The following is a 19,950-nucleotide window of genomic DNA, read 5'->3' as shown; positions in this document are numbered from 1 at the left end:
GGGTGGGGGTGAGGGTGGGGTTTGGGCGAGAGGGTGGGGCCTTGGTGGGGATTGGGTGGGTGGCGCTGTCTGGGCGGATTGGGATGCGTTGGGAGATTTCGAGGATTTCGCGGAGGTCTAGGGGCTTGTTTGATGGCTTGGGGGATTTGGTGATCTTGGGGGTGGGTTGGTGGGGGGTGGAAGGGAATAGGCCGGAGGCTGTGCCGATGATTTGTTCGCCGGAGGTGGTGGCGAGTTGGGTGAAGGCGATGACGGTGGCGACTGCGGCGGCGATGGCGGCGGCCGTGCCGAGGGCGAGCAGTGGCCAGCGGCGGGCTGGCGTCTCGTTGGCGATCGGGAATCCGTTGGGGTCCAGGGTGCCGACGCGTCTGGCGACATAGGTGCGGTATGGGACGAGTTCGGGGTCGATGAAGCAGCTCATCACGCGGACGCGGAGGGTGTCCGGCAGAGTGGCGGACGGCAGCAGAGCGAAGACCTTCGCGGTGGAGATCTGGCGGTCGCGGTGCGGCTTACAGGTGTCGCAGCGGGCGATGTGCCGGACCAGCTGTTCGCGCGTCTCGGTGGTGAGATCCCCGGTGTGGCCTTCGAGGATCTTGGCGCGTTTGGGGCAGTCGTGCGGGCCCTTGCCCGCGAGGACCTCGGCGGTGACGGCGTCTCGCAGGCGTTCGGTGGCGGCTTCGCGTAAGGACTCCGCTTGCCGTACCGGACGGCCGAGAGCGGCGGCGAGGTCAGGGCCGGACAGGTCGTGGCGGGTGCTGAGTTCCAGGATTTCGCGGTCGTCGACCGACAGTGCCTGGGTGGCGTTCCAGGCGGTGACGCGCAGGTCGTCGTCGGCCTCGCCGGACGCCGGGACGGCCATCCCCGCCGGATCGGTGTCGTCGGTGATCACGAACCCCGGCATCCGGCGGCGCGCGCACTCCCCCCGCGCGAGCGCGAACAGCCAGGCCCGCAGCTGTTCCGGATCGGCTAGCGACGCGATGCGGGCCTCGGCGGCGATCAGCGTGTCCCGCAACGCCACCTGGGCCCCGTCCGCGCTGCCCAGCATGGCCCAGCAGAATCGATAGATGCTCTCCGCGTGCGAATCGTAGAGCTCGGCGAGGGCGCCTGGATCGCGATCACGCAGCGCTTCGACCAGGACTCGATCATTCATGTGACCGAAGGTAATGGATTAGTAACTAGTAGTTCCAGCGATTCTCACGAATGCCACACCTTTTGATTCGGTACGGCTTGCGCCCCATTTATCCGACCAAATCGCCCAATATCGCTAGCCGACCGGTCAGAAAAGCAGCACCATCCCGGCGACGGCTACGGCGATGCCCGCCAGAATCAAGGTCACTACCGCGCAGACCATCGCGGCGTGCACCATCCCCCAATCCGTGCCCGAGACATGCTGTTCCCTCATGTCGGCCAGCGCTCTGGCCCGCAGCGAAAGCGCGATCAACGCCGGGATCACCCCCACACCCACCAGGAACAACAGCGGCAACGACCCGAAGCCCAGCCTGGTCGCCCAGACCACGGCCCGCCGGTCCACCCTCGCCGGACCCACCTGCCCAATCGCCCGTACGGCTACCGCACCCCGCCGATGCGCCCCCATCCAGACCATCCCCCATCCACAGAAATTTCCAGAAATGCCAGCACGACAAACCGGGTATCGCCCGCGAGACGAAATACCCGGCTGTCCGGCATTCATAACACCACCACAAGAATTAACCGATTAGCCGGACACAAAACCCCGATTCGGCTGGGGTTGCTGGTGGTGTGCGGGAGGAACATCCGGAGTAATGCCAAGCCGCGGCCTCCAAGGCTGCAGTAACGCCTTGGTCGTCAGATTCGCGGAGGTTGCCGGAATTCTCCCACCCACCCACCCTTATTTGCTTCCCGGGCTCCGCCCGGCCCCGCCCACTCTCCGTGGGCTCCGCCCGGAACTGCACTCTCTACTGGACCGGTGGTTCTCCAACCCACCCAGCCCTTTCTTCCCCTCGGGTCCCGCCCACCCCGACATCCCCGTGGTCGCTCGAATGAAGCGGCAGCATCCGGGCGGTGCTGTGACCGGCGGCTAGTGAGGTGTCCAGAGACGGGTGGAAGCTGCGAATCGCCGAGGCCTGTGAGCCATGGTCACCCAGTAGAGAGTTCGTGGTCAGCCCGTTAGGGGCGACCGACGCTCATGTAAGTGAAGCCAAGTGTGCGCATGTCGGCCGGGTCCAGCAGGTTCCGGCCGTCGAAAAGCACCGGTCGTCGCATCACCGAGGCGGCGCGCGCCCAGTCCACCTCCTTGAGTTGCGGCCACTCCGTCACCACGATCGCCGCGTCCGCGCCCTCCACCGCCAGTTCAGGCGTCGCGTGACGGCTTGTCGAGAGCCATGGCTCTGTGGCGCCGGGGCGGCCCATCGGGTCCCAGCAGCGCACCTCGGCGCCTTCTGCCAGCAGTCGGGCGGCCAGCACCGTGCTCGGTGCCTCCCGCATGTCGTCCGTCCCCGGTTTGAAGGTCAGCCCGAGTAGCGCCACCCGGGCGCCTGCCAGCGTGCCGAGCTCGTCCTTCAGCTTCTGGATCGCTCTCCGCTTCTGCAGGTTGTTGACCTCGATCACCGCCGACAGGAGCTGCAAGTGGTAGCCGGTATTGCTGGCCAGTTGCCGCAGGGCCTCGGAGTCCTTGGGGAAGCAGGAGCCGCCCCAGCCGATGCCGGGGCGTAGGAAGTGGTGGCCGAGGCGGTGGTCCAGGCCGACGGCGCGGGCGACGTGTTCGACGTCGGCGCCGGTTTTCTCGCACAGGGTGGCGACCTCGTTGATGAAGCTGATCTTCGTGGCGAGCAGGGCGTTCGAGGCGAGCTTCACCATCTCGGCGGACAGCACGTCCATCACGACGACCGGTCCGTCCACGCCTTGGTGCAGTTCCTGGATCAGGCGGGCGGTCGGCTCGTCGAAAGCGCCGATGACGATCCGGTCCGGGTGGAGGAAGTCTCTTACCGCGGTGCCTTCAGCGGTGAACTCCGGATTCGAGGCGTACCCCACGTGCGCGAGGCCGGCCGCGTCCATCGCGGCCCGCACGCGGGTGCCGGTACCCACCGGCACGGTCGACTTCATCACCACTGCTCGCAAGTGGGAGGCGTCCGCCAGCGACTTCACGACCGCCCAGACCCTGGAGAGGTCCGCGTCGCCGGACGCCGACGGTGGCGTGTCCACGCATACGTACACGATCTCGGCGTCGTCCAGCGCGTGCTGGGCATCCAGCGTGAAGGTGAGCCGTTCCTTGTTCCGGGCGATCATGTCGCTCAAACCCGGCTCATAGATCGGTATGTCGCCGGATCGCAGCAGCTGGATCTTTTCCGGGTTGATGTCCCGAACCACGACCCGGTGGCCGAGTTCGGCGAGACAGGCACCGGTTACCAGACCGATATATCCACCACCGAAAACAGCAACGTGCCTGCCAACCATGACCATCCCTTCTCACACGGTCGAACCTCACGTCGAGCGGCGAAGCCTGAAAGAGATGCACCATATCGGGGACATGCGGAGGGTCAGTTTGTGGCGATGTGGAGGCCGGCTCCCGCGCAGCCTTCGGAGAGGGCGTTGAGGCCGAAGGCGTCTACGGGGCCCAGGGCGCCGGTGCCACCGACGCCGTCGATGAGGGCGGTGGTGGCGGCCCAGGCGAGGATGCGGGCGGTGAAGTCGTAGGGGTCGCCGCCGTTGAGTTGCACGGTGGTGAGAAGGCGGCCGTCGGATGAGTACGTCTCCGCGATGGTCTGCGAGGAGACGGCGGGACCCGCGGGGGACGAGGTTCGAGGTCCCAAGCGGATGACGCGGTCGGCCATGGCTTCGGTGACGCGGCGGGCGCCGGGGAAGGATGCGATGACGGGGGTCGCGCGGGCGAAGACTCCGGCGGCTCGGGTGAGGCCGCCCAGCCAGCCGAGGTAGACGTTGACTTCGCGGAGCCGGGGATACGCGCGCGGGAGTGCGAAGTGTTCGCTCGCGCCGAGCGAGATGCCGTGACGTTTGCGGCCGCCCACGGTGAACAGGCGGGTTCGGCCGTGTTCGCGGAGGATGCGGCCGTCGCGATAGCCGTACATGGGCTCGAGGATCATGCCGAGGGCGGAGGCGCGGGTTCCGGCGCTGGCGCGGCGGGCGAGGTTGCCTCGGACGAAGTAGCCGATGTCCACGCGAGTCGCTTCGGTGCCCGCTTTGCGGAGGGCCAGGGCGGCGGCGAGGTTGCCGGGGACGTAGTCGTACCCGAATGCGGTGATCAGGGTGGCGCCGCGGGCGGCGGCGGGTGGGCCGTAGCGCTGGAAGACCCGCTTGATGAAGGAGGGTTCGCCGGTTGAGTCCAGGTAGATGGCGCCGGCTTCGGTGACGGCCTGGATGGCCGGTTCGCCCCAGCGAGTGAACGGGCCGACGGTGGAGATGAGCACGTCGCCGGATTCGACGATCCTGCGGACCGAGTCGGGGCGGCTCACGTCGGCGACCGCGGTCGGCAGTTCGATCGGGAGGGAGGCCGCGAGGGCGGACAACCGGGCCGGATCGCGCCCGGCCAGCAAGGGCCGGGCGCCGCGCGCCAGCAGGGCTTCGGCGGTGAGCCGCCCGGTGAAGCCGGTGGCGCCGAACAGGACGATCCGGGGGGTGGTCATGCCTGTACCGTAACCCGATCCGGATTTCAAGATCCAGAGAGGGTCTGCGCTGAATCTGGGTTCCGGTAGGGTCACGGCCGTTTCTCGGTCATGGCCTGAATGCCGCGATCCTTGATGAATGGCTCGGTTTGCGGCTTCGCGGTGTGCACCGGTTTCGCGCCGCCCATCGCCAGATCCTCGTACGGCTTCGCGGTGGCCCCCCACGTCCGGGCGACAACCTCCGTCGACGCGGCCTGCCCACCCTCGCTCACACTCTCCACGGTGATGATGAAACGCCGGTTGGTGTTGGACCGCACGTCGTCCACGAACGCCGTCCCCCCGCCGATCAGCTTGCCCGCCTTGTCCCGCAGCAAAGCGGTCACCACCAGGCTCGACGCCGGTTTCTGGAACGGGTCGGTGACATATCCGGTGATCAGGTACGACCCTGTCCCCAGCTTCTCGGTGGCCACCTTGCTCACCGGGAACGGCTTGAACGCGGACGGAATCCGCGCCGCCTGATGCCACGCCGCCGGCCGGTAGTTGATCTTCACGGAGACCGGTTTGGCGGCGGCCAGGGCTTCGCCGGTGAAGGCCAGGGTGCCCGCCGGAGGAACCGCGTCCAGCGGCTGCTCCATCCGGACGATCTCCTTGCCGGTCGCGTCCTGGGCGCTGATCGTGGCTACGGTGTTCTCACCAAAATGCCACCGGTTGGGGTTGCCGAGGACGGCCGCCCAATTCACCACATACCCACCGCTGGCCTTGACCACCGAGGAGGCTTGCTCCTTCAGCGCGAGCGGGGCGAGCTGCCTGGGCTTGTTCGAGTCGTCTTGCCCGCATCCCGCCAGCACCATCAGGGCGGTCAGGATGAGTGCTGTCATACGCTGCGTCACTCAGCTGTGATAACGCGTGACCGCCGGAGCAGTCCGGCGGACACGCGCATCGCGGACGAAAGCTTTAACGGACGCGTTGAACGCGGCCTTCGTCCCAGACCGGTTCGGGCGATTCGTACACCCGGCCGTCGGCGCCGAAAACCAGGAACCGGTCGAAGTCGGCCGCGAACCAGCGGTCGTGGGTGACCGCCATGACGGTGCCCTCGAACGCGTTCAGGCCGTCCTGCAGGGCTTCGGCGCTAGCCAGGTCGAGGTTGTCGGTCGGCTCGTCGAGCAGCAGCAACGTCGCGCCGGAGAGTTCGAGCAGGAGGATCTGCAGGCGGGCCTGCTGGCCGCCGGACAGGGTCTCGAATCGCTGATCGGCGATCATTCCAGCCAGCTCGTAGCGGGCGAGGATCTTCATGGCCTCGTTCTTGAGGCGGGCGTGCTCGGTCATGACGATCTCGCACGGGGTGCGTTTGGCGAGTTCGGGGCGGGTATGCGTCTGGGCGAAGTGGCCGGGGACGACCCGCGCGCCGAGTCGGGACGCGCCGGTGTGGCGGATGGTCTCCCCGGCGAGCAAGCGGAGGAAGTGGGATTTTCCCGATCCGTTCGAGCCGAGTACGGCGACGCGCTCGCCGTACCAGACCTCCAGATTGAAGGGTTTCATCAGGCCGGTGAGTTCGACGTTTTCGCAGATCACCGCGCGCTTGCCGGTTCGCCCGCCGCGGAGCCGCATGTTGATCAGCTGGTCCTTGGGGGCGAGTTCCGGGGGCCCCGCCTCTTCGAACTTGCGCAGCCTCGTCTGGGCGGCGTGGTAGGCGTTGGCCATGCCGTCGTTGTAGGTCGCCTTCTGTTTGAGCATGGTGACCAGGCGCTTCAGCTTGATGTGCTCCTCGTCCCAGCGGCGGCGCAGTTCGTCGAGGCGTTCGTTGCGTTCTTTGCGGGCTTCGGCGTACGTGGCGAATCCACCGCCATGAACCCAGATATTTCCGGATTCGACGGTGACGATGCGGTCGGCGGCGTTGGCGAGGAGCTGGCGGTCGTGGGAGACGAGGAGGACGGTTTTGGGGGTTTCCCGGAGGGCTTGTTCGAGCCAGAGTTTGCCGGGAACGTCCAGGTAGTTGTCGGGCTCGTCGAGCAGGAGGGTCTGGTCGGGGCCTCGCAGCAGGGCCTCCAGCACTAGACGTTTCTGCTCACCCCCGGACAGGGTGTTCACTTCCCGATATTTCACATTGTCGTACGGCGTGCCCATGGCAGCCATCGTGCAGGTGTCCCACAACACCTCGATGTCGTAACCACCGGCGTCGGAATAGTCGGTGATCGCTTGCGCGTACCGCATCTGGGTTTTCTCGTCGTCGCGCTCCATCATGAGCAACTCGACGGCGTGCAGCTTCTCGGCCGCCTCGCGCACCCGGGTCGGCGCCACCGAAAGCAGCAGGTCGTGCACCGATCGCCCGTCCCGGATGCTGCCGATGAACTGCCGCATCACGCCGAGCCCGCCGGAACTCGCCACCGACCCTTCGACCGGCTGCACATCCCCGGAGATCAGCCGCATCAAGGTCGTCTTCCCGGCGCCATTCGGCCCGACGAGGGCCGCTTTGACGCCTTCCCCGATCCGGAACGACACGTCATCCAGCAAAGGCCGGCCATCCGGCAGCACATAGGTCAGGTGCCCAACCTCGACGTGTCCCACGACAATTCCCCTCCCAGGTCCTCGCGCAGGGTACCTTCCAATTTCCCGGGCGGGCATCCCAATTTCGTCAGGGCAGGAAATGCGCGACGACCAGCCAGCCGAGAATGACCGCGACGGCGAGGATGGCAAGGAGATCGCGGGTGTTCTTCGACGGGGTAAGGCGGGACAGGAAAGTCGTGTGGGCGGGGAGCCGGATGAGGACGGCGGCGGCGATCAGCGGCCAGGCCTGCGGGGACATCGCCGCCGGGTAGCAGAACCGGTACGGGTTGGCGATCGCGGCGATCGTTCCCAGGGCGGCGAGGACCATCAGGCCGGCCCACGCCGCGATGACGGCACGGCGGGAGACCAGGAAGGTCATGGTCGCGATGACGGCCAGCGGGCCGAGGTGAAGGCCCATGACCTGGGCTTCGTAATGGAACTGCTGGATCCGCCACCAGAAGTCGAGGCAGGCGGTGTAGCAGATGGGGTCCATGGCGGGATCGCCTGTGTACTCCGGAACGAAAAGGTAGGAGATCGTCCACCAAGCGGCGGCTGCCGTGCCGAGCGACCAGCAGATCACCTCTCTGGTCGCGGGGCGAGTGATCGTCAGTGGAAGTCGCCCGGCGATCAGGAGAGCCACGATGGCCAGCGCGAACGAGATGACGAGCACCCACGACACGCTGTAGTCCGGGGTACAGGCTTCTCTGAGGGCTGTTCGACCGAGTGCCACCACGAGTGCGCCGAGGACGAGGAAGATCGCCGTCCCTCTGGTACGCCTCACGCCGGACGCGTCAAGAACGATCAGGATCGCGACGGCTACCGGGAGCACCAGAGACAGCCAGGAGCCGATCGACATCGTCGCGGACAGCCAGAAGCCGGTGTCATACCTCCAGCCCGGTCCCAGGACGCAGGAGTCAGAGGAGAACACAGACGCCGAGAAACGACCAAACCAGACCGGAGCCGCGACGAACGCGACTGCGGCCAGGCGAGGAACCGCAGCCCAGCGCGCGATCGTCCCCTGCGTCATAGCCGGCCCCTCATGCGGTGGACGATATCCGCAGCTTGATCACCTTCGCACGAAATATCGAATTTTATCGGCCCAGATGATGGCCGTCTCCTCACCGTCCGGACGCGTGTTCCGGGACGGGCCCGTGGATGCATGCTGGGGGCATGTACGACGTTGGTGTGCGTCAGGCCGCCCCAGATGATTACGACAGGATTGTCACGGTTGTTGATGATTGGTGGGGGCGGCCCATGACGGCCGGGCTGTCCCGGCTCTTCCTGGATCATTTCTTCAGCAGCAGCCTGATCGCCGAGGCCAACGACCGACTTGTCGGATTTCTCGTGGGATTTCTCTCGCCCTCGCAGCCGACAGTCGCCTACATCCACTACGTAGCCGTCGATCCAGATTTCCGGGCGAAGGGCCTGGCCCGCGAACTTTACACGCGTTTCTTCGACCTGGCCCGAGCCGACGCCCGAACGGTCGTCCAAGCGATCACGTCACCGCAGAATCACCGTTCGATCGCCTTCCACACCGCGATGGGCTTCACGGTCAGCGACCCCTACGAGAACCACGACGGCCCCGGCACCACGCGCGTCCGCTTCAGTCGCCTCCTCTGAAAACCTATGCGAGCGCTGGCCTGACCCCCGCGAGCAGGGATTCGCTGGCGGCGCTGCGCGCGTACAGAACGGAACGGCCGATTCGATGCGCGGTGACGAGTCCGGCGGCCCGGAGCAGGCTCAGATGCTCGGAAATGCTTCCCGCGGAGTACGGCAGTCGCCGGGACAGCCTCCCCCGAGTTTTCTGGTTCCTGTTCTCCGGCCAGCTCGTCAGCCGGTTCGGCGGGACCGTTCTGCCGTTCCTCGTCTCCTATTTGGCCTCCCTCGGCCACAGCCCGGGCGAGATCGGCCTGGTCCTCGGCGCGTACGGCGTGGGCGGGCTCGGCGGCCAGCCCTTAGGCGGCTTCCTGGCCAACCGTTTCGGCCACAGAACCACCTTGATCACCGGCCTGCTGTCCACCGCGGCCTGCCTGCTCCTCATCGGATTCGCCTGGAATATCACGACAATGATGGCGTTCGCGGCCGCCCTCGGCGTGTGCGCCGACGTCTACCAGCCCGCCGCCAGAGCCCTGATCGCCGAAACCATCCCCTCCGACCTGCGCCCCAAAGCATTCGGCCTGCTGCACTGGGCGTTCAACGTCGGCGCCGCGCTCTCCGGCGTGGCGGCGGGCCTGCTTCTGGCCCACGGCTTCTGGCTCCTGATCGCTCTCGACGTCGCCACCACCCCTGATCTTCGCCGCCGTGGTCGCGGCCGGAATCCCCAGCAATCCCTCCCAAACCCACCAGCGCCCCCCGCGCTACCGCACCGCCCTCCACAACCGCCACCTGCTCGCGGTCCTGCTGCTCATCCTCATCAACGCGACCGTCTACGCCCAGCAGCGCTTCGCCCTCCCCCTGGCCCTCACCGCCGACGGCCACCCACCCTCCCTGTACGGCCTGCTGATCACCCTCAACGCCATCCTCGTCGTCGCCCTCCAACCGTTGATCATGGCCTGGCTCACCAACTACCCCCGCCTCACGGTCCTGGCCGCCTCCTGGGCCCTGGTCGGCATCGGCCTCGCCCTGACCGGCCTCGCGACCACGCCCTGGCGGTACGCCCTCACCGTCGTGATCTGGTCGGCCGGCGAGATCGGCATGGTCGGCTTCAGCGCCGCCCTGATCGCCGACCTCACCCCCGCCCACGCCCACGCCACCTACCAGGCCCTGTACGGCTGGACCGGCGCGATCGCCCGAGTCGCCGCCCCCTTGGTGGGCGCGTTCCTCTACGACAGATCAGCCCTCTGGTGGACGTGCGCCGCCACGGGCGTGTTGTGCGCCCTTTCCGCGCTGCTCCTCCAACGACGCAGATAACCGGGTCGAGGAATTTGCCCCACTTTGCGGTGATTTATCCAGATAGGTCGTATGAGATGTCCCGATGGGGAAACGGCGGACTCATGGGACACATGACTTCAGAAGCGCTAGTGGAACGGCTGGCCGACTGGGGAGTCGACACGATCTTCGGGATCCCCGGCGACGGCATCAACGGGATCATGGAAGGGCTGCGGCGCCATCGCGACCGCGTCCGGTTCGTACTGGTCCATCACGAGGAGGCGGCCGCCTTCATGGCCACCGGATACGCCAAGGCGACCGGCCGGCTCGGCGTCTGCCTGGCCACCTCAGGCCCCGGCGGAATCCACCTGCTCAACGGGCTCTACGACGCCAAACTCGACCACGCCCCGGTGCTCGCGATCACCGGCATGCAGGAAACCTCCGTACTCGGCACCAACTACCAGCAGGAAGTCAATCTCGACCGCCTGTTCGAGGACGTCACCGAGTACAACATGATGATCACCAACCCGACCCAGCTGCCCACGCTGGTGGACATGGCGATCAGAACGGCGTACGCCCGGCGTGGGGTCGCGCACCTGACGATCCCGAACGACATCCAGGTGGCCGACGCGGACGCCGACCCCTGGCAGCACGTCACGCTCGCACGCCCACCCCAGACCGAGCCGATCTACCTGTCGGCCCCGGGCCGCCCCCGCGAGGAAGATCTTCTGCGGGCGGCCGGCGCGCTCAACGCCGCCAAACGCCCCGCGCTCCTGGTGGGAGCGGGCGCCCTGCACGCACGAGCCGAAGTCCTCGCGGTCGCCGAGACGCTGGCCTGCCCGGTGATCAAGACTCTGCCCGGAAAGGCGGTCATCCCCGACGATTCTCCGTACACCACCGGAGGGATCGGGCTGCTGGGCACCCGGCCGACGGCGGATCTGGTGGACGACGTCGACGTGATGTTCCTGGTGGGGACCAACTTCCCGTACACCAAGCATCTGCCGGAGCCGGGGAAGGCGCGGTTCGTGCAGCTGGAGGCGGATCCGGCGCGGGCGGGCACGCGGGTGCCGACGGACGTGCCGCTGGTCGGCGACGCGAAGGAGGGGCTGGCCGCGCTGCTGCCGCTGCTGACGCCGCGTACCGACCGCACCCATCTGAGGAAATATCAGGAGAAGATGGAGGCCTGGCGGTCGGATATGGCCGCTCTGGCCAGCCCGGATCGTGACCCGATCGCGCCGCAGTATGTCGTGTCGGTCATCGACGACCTGGCCGCCGAGAACGCGATCCTGACCTGCGACAGCGGCACAATCGCCACCTGGGCGGCCCGGTACTGGACCATTCGCGGCGATCGCGGCTTCTACCTGTCGGGCAACCTCGCGTCCATGGCTCCCGGGCTGCCCTACGCGCTCGCGATGCGACACGCGTACCCCGATCGGCAGGTCATCGCCTACATCGGGGACGGTGGTTTCGCCATGCTCATGAGCGAGTTCCTGACCGCCACGCAGCAGGGGCTTCCGGTCAAGGTAGTGATCAGCAACAACAACGCGCTCGGCCAGATCCTCTGGGAGCAGATGGTGCTCGGCTACCCCGAACACGGCGTTCGCTACCCGGAACCGCCCACCGACTACTCCGCCTGGGCGCGCGCCTGCGGCGGCTACGGCGTCAAGGTCACCAAGGCCGGCGACCTGCCCTCGGCGATGGCGGAGGCGTTCGCCCACGACGGCCCCGCCCTGGTCGACGTGGACGTCGACCCCGACGAACCGCCGATGCCGGGCCGGGTCTCCTACGAGCAGGCCAAACACTTCGCGCAGGCGTTTCTCCGGGGCGAACCACACCGCGCCGCGATCGCCACGACCCTGTTTAAGGACAGGATCGCCCAACTGTGACGTCGACGGGCTCCCGTGGAGCGGGCACGGGAGCCCCGAGGTGGCCTGTACGACCCGTAAATCGGTTCACGATTTCAGGCTCGCCGTGAGCCACGGGCGAATGATCGGCAGGACCTGATCAGCCTGCATGGCCTGCATGTGGTCGAGACCGTCGAGCACCCGCACCTCCCAGCCGAGCTTTTCGAGTTCGGCCCGCCGCTCGACTATCGGCCCCGCGATGTCCACCCGGACATCTCCCCACCTCGGGGCATACTCGACGACATCGACGGAACCGGCGAAGCACAGCCTCGGACAACTGAGTTCCTGCTGAGCGGCCAGGTCGTCGAAATGCTGGAGTTCCTCGTAGAGGGTGACGAACTGCTGAGCCTGGCTGGGCGACAGCGAAACCGAGACGGTATCCCAATCCCCCGGCGTCACCGGCCCGGCGGGCGGCGAATCCAGCGCTTCGACGGCCAGCCGATGGGTTGCCCTGGTAACACTCAGCATTTCCTCGTACGGCCCGCCGACCGGCGGATATCCCCCCATGACCAGGGCCGCGCACCGACTCGTACGGAGAGCCAGTTGCATGCCGATCAGGGCCAGCCACGAATAGCCGTAATAGCCGAAGACATCGGCGTCCACCGCGTCGGCGACGGTGAGCAGATCACGCACGACGACGTCCGGCGTGAGCGTTTTCGGGTTGGCGATGACGTGTGCCTCGTAATCGAAGGCGACGACGCGGAAATCAGCCCGCAATCCGGTGACGAGAGAATGCCCGAGCGCCGGGTCTCCGCCCCAGTCGCGCATCGCCTGGGCCGCCGGACCTTCCTCGGCGGGCTTGGGATTCACCGGAAGCAGGAGGTTCGGGCCTTCACCGTGCACCTCGACCTCGATGCTCGATCCGCTGGGCAGTGTCACGACCGCCATGCTCTCTCCTTATGCCGTAAACTGTTTCCGCTCAGACACAATACCTTATGCCGTAAGGAGTTTCACCCCTTGGTTGTTTACGCAGGTCAGGGCGATCCCCAGCGCACGATGGCCCTGCTGTGGCGGGCGTCGACGGCCGATCCAGGCCGGACGACCCGAGGCCCGAAGCCCGCCCTGACGGTGGACGCGATCGTGGCCGCGGCGATCGCGGTGGCGGACGAGTCAGGGCTGGACGGGTGGTCGATGCGCGCGGTGGGGGAACGGCTGGGCCGTACCGCGATGTCGCTTTACACCTATGTGCCGACCAAACGCGAACTCATCGACCTGATGTACGACCAGGCGCACGCGAACCTCGCCACGCCGGTAGCTCCGTCCAGCGGCTGGCGCGCCGAAATCGAGTGCTGGGCTCACGATTTGCTGGCCTGCTACCTGCGCCACCCCTGGCTCTTGCAGGTGTCCCACGCACGCCCGGTGCTCGGGCCGCACGAACAGGCCGTCCTGGAGTCCATCCTGCGCATTCTCGATCGGACCGGATTGCCCGCCAGAGCGATCGTCAGCTCCCTGTTCAGCCTGGTACGGGGTTCGGCGCAGTCGATCACGGAAACGAGATCTGCCGCCACGACCACCGGAACCTCCGACCAGGAATGGTGGACGCTCCGCGGCGATCTCATGCGCCAACTCGTCCCCGACTTCGCCGAGCGATTCCCGTATTCGGCCCGGCTGGCGAAGGAGCCGGCACCGGGCAACTGGGAGGACCAGGCCGGAAACGCGTTCACGGACGGTCTGGCCATCCTTCTGGATGGCGTGGAATCGGCAGCCTCTCCCACCTGACCGGTTTCAAGATCGCACTTCCTCGCAGATCAGCGTCTCCGCTTGACGACGTGTTTGATGACGCGTTTGACGACACGATTGGCGACGATGATGCGCTGGGGACCGTCGGCGTTGTTCAAGCTGAGGGAGGAATTGGCGGTGTTGGTGGAACCGTTGGCGGTGCTGAAGTTGCCGCTGTTGAGGTTGTTGCTCACGGTGCGGTAATTGCCGCTGTTCTTGCTGTTTCCGGTGTTGAAGGTGTCACCGCTGGTGTTGGTGTTGGCGCAGCCACTCGGGTCGCATCCCGCCACCGGGACGGCGATCGGGGCAAATGCCAGGGCTGCGGCGTACATCACGATCATCATCGCGCGACCTGCCTGGTGATCTCTTGACGGCCATTGGCCGTGTTGCCGCTCTTGGAGGAGTTGCTGCTCCCCGTGGACCCGTTGGTGTTGGAGAAGTTCCCGCTGTTCACCGGGTTGCCGAGGCTGGTGTAGTTGCCGCTGTCGGTGGAGTTGCCGCTGTGCACCGGCCCGTTGACGCACCTCACCGGGGAGTTGTACGTCGGGGAGTTGTAGCTGATCAGGCGGTTGCCACACAGCAGCGAAGGCAGCGCGCTGACCAGGCTGCCAAGATCGGCCCCGACGAGGCGGGCGAGTTCGGAGCGCACTTCGGGCGAGGGATCAGCCCAAGCGGCGGGGGCACCCAGCACCGCTCCCCATCCGGCTGCGACGATCACAACCGCCCTTACCCATGCCCTCACCGTTGCCTCCTCCGTGTACGACCCGCCCGATCGTAACAGAGAGTAATCGGATACCTGCGAACCACGACATCCGCTGTATTTCAATGCCCCTTCCAGGGCCAGCCGGTCCGGGGATTACGCCCAATCTCCCGTATTTTGGCTACAATTCAGTCATGAAGGCTGCAGTCCGTACCAGATATGGCCCGCCGGAAGTGGTTCGTGTCTCAGTGGCGGAGAAACCGGCGGTCAAAGACAACGAACTCCTCGTCAAGGTCCACGCGACGACGGTCAATCGCACAGACTGCGCATTACGGGCGGCCAAGCCCTTCATCTGGAGATTCTTCGTCGGGCTTGTCACGCCGAAGGTGCGGATCCTCGGAACCGAGTTCGCGGGAGAAGTCGAGGCGGTAGGCAGCGGCGTCACGTCCTTCAAGGTCGGCGACAGGGTGTTCGGATTCAACGACAGCGGTTTCGGAACCCACGCCCAATACATGTCAATCCCCCAGGACGGCACCCTCGCGATCATCCCGGCAGGACTTACTTACGAAGAGTCCGCGCCCAGCACCGAAGGCTCGCACTATGCCCTCTCGGCCATCAGGGCGGCGAACGTCCAGAGCGGGCAGGACGTGCTCGTCTACGGCGCGACCGGGGCCATCGGCTCGGCGGCGGTCCAGCTCGTGAAGAGTCTCGGCGCCAGCGTAACCGCGGTCTGCGACACGAAGAACGTCGAGCTGGTCAGGGGTCTGGGCGCCGACAGAGTCATCGACTACACAGCCGAGGATTTCACGAAGGACGAGCAGAAATACGACGTCGTCATCGACGCGGTCAGCAAGAGCACGTTCGGCCGATGCAAGCGCCTGCTGAAACCACGCGGGATTTACCTCGCGGGGGACTTGGGCCCGCTGATACAAAACCCGATCCTGGCCCTCACCACTCCCCTACTCGGCGGCAAGAAGGTCATATTCCCCATCCCACGGAATGACCAGGCGACCGCACAATATTTCAAGGAACTGATCGAGTCCGGAGCGTTCAGGCCGGTCATCGACAGACACTATCCCTTGGACGAGATCGTCGAAGCCTACCGCTACGTCGAGACAGGCCAGAAAATAGGAAATGTCGTAATCCGCGTGGACCATTAAAGGTGGCAGATTCACCACGAATCGAGCTACAGGGCGAGCGCGTGCCGCAAGCCTTGGCCGATGCGCATCATCGTCTCCAGGCTTAGGCCACCGAGATCCCGCTGCAGATCCTCGCGGAAGAGAATGACGATGTCATCACACAGCGCGCGGCCTACCAGCGGATCATTGGGTGTGAGATCGATGATGCTCGGCAATGACGGCTTCGGCGACGTGGTGATCCGAACAGCGAGATAGCTTGACAGGACACGATTGCGGGCGTTGTTGCTCACGATGACGTATGGCTTCTGGCCGAACTCCTCGCCGAGGTCGGCCATGTAGACGCGACCGCGGAGCGGGGATCCGCTGCTTGGGGTCATCAGTCGACGGCGACTTCAGCGGCGCGGCGGCGCGCGGCTCGTCTGAAGGCGCTGTCCTCCTCGTCCTGGGCAGCGGCGAGCGCTGCGTATCCGGTCGTCATGACCTCCACCAGAACTGCCTTGCGAGCAACATCCACCAACGTGTGCAGGGCCGACGCGGTAGACGTCTCAGGCCCGAGCGCTTGGCCCTCCAAGGCCTGGATGGCCAAGTTCTCTGGGCTTCCGGGAGTCCGGATCGCTTCCAAGAACTCTCTGTCCTGTTCAGTGAGCGGGACAGGGGCGCGGCTAACACTCATGCTCCCTATGATGCACTCAATGTCGCACAGTCTGCAACATGATGTGTACCAAGTTGTTAGCCATGGTGGCGCCAAGCGGATGAGCGCCGCACCCAGCGTCGACGGCCACTCGACTCGACATGAGCCAGCATCCGTTCACTGATAGTGACGCCCTGTGGAACGAACCAATAACACCTCCGGCATATAGGCAAATAGTCGATAACGATACTTTTCAACCGAACACACGTACCACCATGCTCCTGGGTAGATCCCATCAATCTAGGAGCAAAGGCCTGTGGCAACCCCCAGATTACGTCGGCTGATCGCCGCGGCGAGCCTGCCACTGACGGTCGCGGCGAGCATGGCAGTACTGCCCAGCACCGCGAACGCCCTCTCCTCCGACGTCGTCATCTCCGCCGTGTACGGCGGCGGCGGCAACTCCGGAGCGATCTTCAAGAACGACTACATCGAGCTGGCCAACATCACCGGCGCCCCCATCGACGTCTCGACCTGGAGCATCCAGTACGCCTCTGCCGCAGGCGCGGTCTTCCAGATGACCAACCTGTCCGGCAGCATCCCGGCGCACGGCAAGTACCTCATCCAGGAGGCCGCGGGCGCCGGCGGCACCACCAACCTCCCCACCCCGGACGCCATCGGCTCGATCCCGATGTCGGCCACCTCCGGCGTCGTCGCCCTGGTCACGGCCCAGATCCCGCTGGTGGGCTGCGGCATCTCCTGCTCGACCGCGCCGAACGTCAAGGACCTGATCGGGTACGGCGCGACCGCGAACGTCGAGACGCTCGCCGCGCCCGGCCTCACGAACACCACGGCCAACGCCCGCTCCGGTGCGATGACCGACACCGACAACAACTCGGTCGACTTCACCGCCGGCGTGCCGAAGGCCACCAACACCGCGGGCACCACCATCTCCGCGGACAACCCGGGCGGTCCCGTCGACCCGACCCCCGGCACCGTCCGCATCCACGACATCCAGGGCTCGGGCCGGATCTCCCCGATCGTCGGGCAGAGCGTCACCAACGTCCCCGGCATCGTCACGGCCGTCCGGACGACCGGCAACGCGCGCGGTTACTGGATGCAGGACCCGTCCGCCGACGCTGACCCGCTGACCAGCGAGGGCATCTTCGTCTTCATGGGCTCCACCTCGCCGACGGTCGTCAGCGGCGACAGCGTGCTGGCCTCCGGCCGGGTCACCGAGTTCCGCCCGGCCACCGGCTCGCAGGCCCTCACCGAGCTCGGCGGCACGATCACCACCACCAAGCTCACCAGCGGCAACGCGCTGCCCGCCGCCATCCCGGTGGCCTTCCCCGACGCGTACACCAAGAGCGGCGCCCTTGAGGCCCAGCCGCTCGAGCCGTCCTCGTACGTGCTGGACTGGCTGGAGACCCACGAGGGCATGCGGGTCACCATCGCCCAGGACACCCGCCTGGTCAGCCCGGTCAACACCGAGTTCGACGAGCTCTGGGTGACCCTCAAGCCGGGCCAGAACCCGACCCCGCGCGGCGGCACCGTCTACAAGGGCTACGACGACCCGAACAGCGGCCGCATCATGCTCCTCGCGCTGAACGGCGCCCCCGCCGCCAACGTCGGCTCCACGCTGGCCGCCGGGAGCACCGGCGTGGTCGACTACCAGTCGTTCGGCGGGTACGTCATTCAGGCCACCGAGCTCGGCGCGATCACCGAGGGCACCCTCAAGCGCCAGAAGGTGCTCCCGCCGAAGAAGCAGGGCGACCTGTCCGTCGCCACCTACAACGTCGAGAACCTGGCCTTCACCAACCCGGACGCCAAGTTCGCGCGCCTGGCCGAGGCGATCGTCACCAACCTCGGCAAGCCCGACATCGTCGCCCTGGAGGAGATCCAGGACAACAACGGCGCCACCAACAACGGCGTCGTCGCGGCCGACCAGACCGTCGCCAAGTTCATCGCGGCGATCGTGGCGGCGGGCGGCCCGACGTACGACTGGCGCTCGATCAACCCGAACGACGGCACCGACGGCGGCGAGCCGGGCGGCAACATCCGCCAGGTGTTCCTGTTCAACCCCGCCCGCGTGACCTTCGTGGACCGGCCCGGCGGCGACGCCAACACGGCCGTCACCGTGCTCCGCGAGCGGCCGACCAGCAACCAGATCTTCCTGTCGGCCTCCCCCGGCCGGATCAACCCGACCAGCACCGCGTGGAACACCAGCCGCAAGCCGCTCGTGGGCGAATTCCGCTACGACGGGGACAAGCAGCTGTTCGTCATCGCCAACCACTTCAACTCCAAGGGCGGCGACCATCCGCTGAGCGCGGCCGTGCAGCCCCCGAACCGCACCTCTGAGGTCCAGCGCCTCCAGCAGGCCGGCGAGGTCCGCGACTTCGTCCAGGACCTGGTCACCAAGAGCGCCGGGCGCGCCGAGGTGGTCGTCCTGGGCGACCTCAACGACTACCAGTTCAGCCCGGTGCTCCAGACGCTCACCGTCGGTGGCACCCTGCTGAAGACCCTCATCGACACCCTGCCCGCCGAAGAGCGTTACAGCTACGTCTTCGACGGCAACTCCCAGGTCCTCGACCACATCCTGGTCAGCCCCGCCATCAAGGGCTACGCCTACGGCGTGGTCCACATCAACGCCGAGTTCTCCGACCAGGCCAGCGACCACGACCCTCAGATCGTGCGCATCCTGACCGGCTGCAACTCGGAGCCCCTCCCGGCCCGCTGCCTCCCCGGCAGTCCCGTTGTAGACATGTAACCCCACAAAGAAGCGCCCGCCCCTCCAGAGGGGCGGGCGCTTTTCCATTCCGTCCGCTGCGGTCCACCGCGAAGGAGGGCCCCGGCTGGTACAGCCAGCAGACAGGCACCTCCTGATATACTAATCTGAGTTCATATATACGAGTGAGGAGGCTTCCATGACCAAGACCCTGATCGACCTCGATGACGAGGCCCTGGCCGAGGCCGCAAAGCTGCTCGGCACCTCTTCCAAGAAGGACACCGTCAACGCCGCCCTACGAGAGATCGTCGACCGGCGCAGACGGGCAGCGGCCATAGCTCGCATGCGTGAGATGGTGGCCGAGGGAGAGATCGACTTCTCGGTCATCGAGAAGGGTGACGGCGCACATCAGGCGACGGCGTGACGGAGCTCTATCTCATCGACACCAGCGCCTTGGTCCGCTTCTACCGCGGTCAGGTCGGTCCGGAGTGGGACCAAACAGTCTCCGCCGGGCTTGTCGGCATCAGTGAGCCGGTCAGGCAGGAGTACCTCCGAGCGGTCGGCGGCCGACCAGCCTTCTACGAGGCCGATAGCCTGCTCCAGGAAACCTTCCCGTATTACGTCATCCCTGAATCAGCCTGGGACGAGACCAGCCGACTGCAGCGCGAGCTCGCCAACAGGGGGTGGCACCAATGCGCCTCTCCTGTCGATCTACTCATTGCGGTGACGGCTCGACATCACAAGCTCACCGTGCTGCATGCAGACGCCGACTTCGACACCATCTCCCGCCTAAACGGACAGCCGGCGCGTTGGATTAGCTGACTGAGCCCACGCTGCTACGCGAGGTCGAAAATGCTCTGCGATTAATCAAAAGGGGGCCCATTACAGGGAGCTGACGAGAGGAATCGAACCCAGACCTACGCATTACGAGAGTTCGTCCTGGTATCCGCCTATAGCCATCGTTGCAGGTCAAAGTCATCCCCGAGCAAAACTGGCCAACTGCGGACTGGACTGCTACGAGAACTGCAACGGGCTCCCCGTCCACAGTCAGCATAACGCCGGCACTGCTACAAAAGCGCCCTGAGATTGACCTCAAGGCCTGCGGCTTCGAGTTCCCGGGCGACT

General features: G+C 66.2%; 20 protein-coding genes and 1 pseudogene. 9 read left to right on the top strand and 12 right to left on the bottom strand.

Features of this window, described 5'->3' with window-relative positions:
- From Amac_RS23760 to Amac_RS23730, 7 genes are all read right to left on the bottom strand, one after another.
- Positions 1 to 1,150, bottom strand: a 1,150-nt coding sequence (locus tag Amac_RS23760) for an RNA polymerase sigma factor (protein ID WP_170322611.1), incomplete at its 3' end; no start/stop codon positions are given.
- A gap of 126 nt (positions 1,151 to 1,276) precedes the next feature.
- Entirely contained in the window at positions 1,277 to 1,594 is a 318-nt protein-coding gene (locus Amac_RS23755) for a hypothetical protein (RefSeq protein WP_155356593.1), read from the bottom strand.
- A gap of 551 nt (positions 1,595 to 2,145) precedes the next feature.
- Positions 2,146 to 3,432, bottom strand: a complete 1,287-nt coding sequence (locus Amac_RS23750) for a UDP-glucose dehydrogenase family protein (RefSeq protein ID WP_246268614.1) — start codon at positions 3,430 to 3,432, stop codon at positions 2,146 to 2,148.
- An 83-nt stretch (positions 3,433 to 3,515) separates the two neighbouring features.
- Positions 3,516 to 4,619, bottom strand: coding sequence for a saccharopine dehydrogenase family protein (locus tag Amac_RS23745; RefSeq protein WP_155356591.1), 1,104 nt, complete (start codon positions 4,617 to 4,619; stop codon positions 3,516 to 3,518).
- A gap of 71 nt (positions 4,620 to 4,690) precedes the next feature.
- Positions 4,691 to 5,476: a hypothetical protein gene (locus Amac_RS23740; RefSeq protein WP_155356590.1), complete on the bottom strand. Its 786-nt coding sequence runs from the start codon at positions 5,474 to 5,476 to the stop codon at positions 4,691 to 4,693.
- Positions 5,477 to 5,552: 76 nt separating this feature from the next.
- Positions 5,553 to 7,163: an ABC-F family ATP-binding cassette domain-containing protein gene (locus Amac_RS23735; RefSeq protein ID WP_155356589.1), complete on the bottom strand. Its 1,611-nt coding sequence runs from the start codon at positions 7,161 to 7,163 to the stop codon at positions 5,553 to 5,555.
- A 67-nt stretch (positions 7,164 to 7,230) separates the two neighbouring features.
- Positions 7,231 to 8,169: a hypothetical protein gene (locus Amac_RS23730; RefSeq protein WP_155356588.1), complete on the bottom strand. Its 939-nt coding sequence runs from the start codon at positions 8,167 to 8,169 to the stop codon at positions 7,231 to 7,233.
- 143 nt (positions 8,170 to 8,312) lie between these two features.
- On the opposite strand from Amac_RS23730, the gene Amac_RS23725 reads away from it, so the two are divergent.
- From Amac_RS23725 to Amac_RS56335, 4 genes and pseudogenes are all read left to right on the top strand, one after another.
- Positions 8,313 to 8,762, top strand: coding sequence for a GNAT family N-acetyltransferase (locus Amac_RS23725; protein WP_155356587.1), 450 nt, complete (start codon positions 8,313 to 8,315; stop codon positions 8,760 to 8,762).
- Between the two features lie 134 nt (positions 8,763 to 8,896).
- Positions 8,897 to 9,343 (top strand): annotated as a pseudogene (locus Amac_RS57995) (MFS transporter); the annotation flags it as partial.
- A 100-nt stretch (positions 9,344 to 9,443) separates the two neighbouring features.
- The gene (locus Amac_RS56340) at positions 9,444 to 10,052 is read left to right on the top strand and encodes an MFS transporter (protein ID WP_246268612.1); all 609 of its coding nucleotides are present in this window, start codon (positions 9,444 to 9,446) and stop codon (positions 10,050 to 10,052) included.
- Between the two features lie 92 nt (positions 10,053 to 10,144).
- Positions 10,145 to 11,896, top strand: coding sequence for a thiamine pyrophosphate-dependent enzyme (locus Amac_RS56335; RefSeq protein WP_246268611.1), 1,752 nt, complete (start codon positions 10,145 to 10,147; stop codon positions 11,894 to 11,896).
- Positions 11,897 to 11,962: 66 nt separating this feature from the next.
- Here Amac_RS56335 and Amac_RS23715 read toward each other — a convergent pair whose 3' ends face one another.
- On the bottom strand, positions 11,963 to 12,802 hold the full coding sequence (locus tag Amac_RS23715) for an alpha/beta fold hydrolase (RefSeq protein ID WP_155356585.1): 840 nt from the start codon (positions 12,800 to 12,802) through the stop codon (positions 11,963 to 11,965).
- Positions 12,803 to 12,871: 69 nt separating this feature from the next.
- Here Amac_RS23715 and Amac_RS23710 point away from each other — a divergent pair, with 69 nt between their 5' ends.
- Positions 12,872 to 13,633, top strand: coding sequence for a TetR/AcrR family transcriptional regulator C-terminal domain-containing protein (locus tag Amac_RS23710; RefSeq protein WP_155356584.1), 762 nt, complete (start codon positions 12,872 to 12,874; stop codon positions 13,631 to 13,633).
- Positions 13,634 to 13,662: 29 nt separating this feature from the next.
- Here the strand turns inward: Amac_RS23710 and Amac_RS23705 are convergent, their stop codons facing one another.
- Complete coding sequence (locus tag Amac_RS23705; RefSeq protein ID WP_155356583.1) at positions 13,663 to 13,977, bottom strand: hypothetical protein; 315 nt, start codon at positions 13,975 to 13,977, stop codon at positions 13,663 to 13,665.
- Complete coding sequence (locus Amac_RS23700) at positions 13,974 to 14,375, bottom strand: hypothetical protein (RefSeq protein ID WP_218041249.1); 402 nt, start codon at positions 14,373 to 14,375, stop codon at positions 13,974 to 13,976. The genes Amac_RS23705 and Amac_RS23700 overlap by 4 nt, the downstream gene beginning before the upstream one ends.
- 152 nt (positions 14,376 to 14,527) lie before the next feature.
- On the opposite strand from Amac_RS23700, the gene Amac_RS23695 reads away from it, so the two are divergent.
- Positions 14,528 to 15,493, top strand: a complete 966-nt coding sequence (locus Amac_RS23695) for an NAD(P)-dependent alcohol dehydrogenase (protein ID WP_155356582.1) — start codon at positions 14,528 to 14,530, stop codon at positions 15,491 to 15,493.
- 26 nt (positions 15,494 to 15,519) lie between these two features.
- Here the strand turns inward: Amac_RS23695 and Amac_RS23690 are convergent, their stop codons facing one another.
- Both Amac_RS23690 and Amac_RS23685 read right to left on the bottom strand, forming a co-directional pair.
- A complete protein-coding gene (locus tag Amac_RS23690; protein WP_155356581.1) occupies positions 15,520 to 15,849 on the bottom strand; it encodes a type II toxin-antitoxin system PemK/MazF family toxin in 330 nt (109 codons plus the stop codon).
- On the bottom strand, positions 15,849 to 16,145 hold the full coding sequence (locus Amac_RS23685) for a hypothetical protein (protein WP_155356580.1): 297 nt from the start codon (positions 16,143 to 16,145) through the stop codon (positions 15,849 to 15,851). The genes Amac_RS23690 and Amac_RS23685 overlap by 1 nt, the downstream gene beginning before the upstream one ends.
- Before the next feature lie 274 nt (positions 16,146 to 16,419).
- Here Amac_RS23685 and Amac_RS23680 point away from each other — a divergent pair, with 274 nt between their 5' ends.
- From Amac_RS23680 to Amac_RS23670, 3 genes are all read left to right on the top strand, one after another.
- The gene (locus Amac_RS23680; RefSeq protein WP_174900215.1) at positions 16,420 to 18,867 is read left to right on the top strand and encodes a DUF8508 domain-containing protein; all 2,448 of its coding nucleotides are present in this window, start codon (positions 16,420 to 16,422) and stop codon (positions 18,865 to 18,867) included.
- 157 nt (positions 18,868 to 19,024) lie between these two features.
- Positions 19,025 to 19,249: a type II toxin-antitoxin system VapB family antitoxin gene (locus tag Amac_RS23675; protein WP_155356579.1), complete on the top strand. Its 225-nt coding sequence runs from the start codon at positions 19,025 to 19,027 to the stop codon at positions 19,247 to 19,249.
- Positions 19,246 to 19,647 (top strand): PIN domain nuclease, encoded by a 402-nt coding sequence (locus Amac_RS23670; protein ID WP_155356578.1) that lies wholly within the window; start codon positions 19,246 to 19,248, stop codon positions 19,645 to 19,647. The genes Amac_RS23675 and Amac_RS23670 overlap by 4 nt, the downstream gene beginning before the upstream one ends.
- The last annotated feature ends 303 nt before the right edge of the window (positions 19,648 to 19,950 follow it).

Origin of the sequence: Acrocarpospora macrocephala, assembly GCF_009687865.1 — a bacterium.
GTDB lineage: Bacteria > Actinomycetota > Actinomycetes > Streptosporangiales > Streptosporangiaceae > Acrocarpospora > Acrocarpospora macrocephala.
Note: the sequence above shows the minus strand (reverse complement) of the source record. Positions and strands in the feature narration are given on the sequence as shown.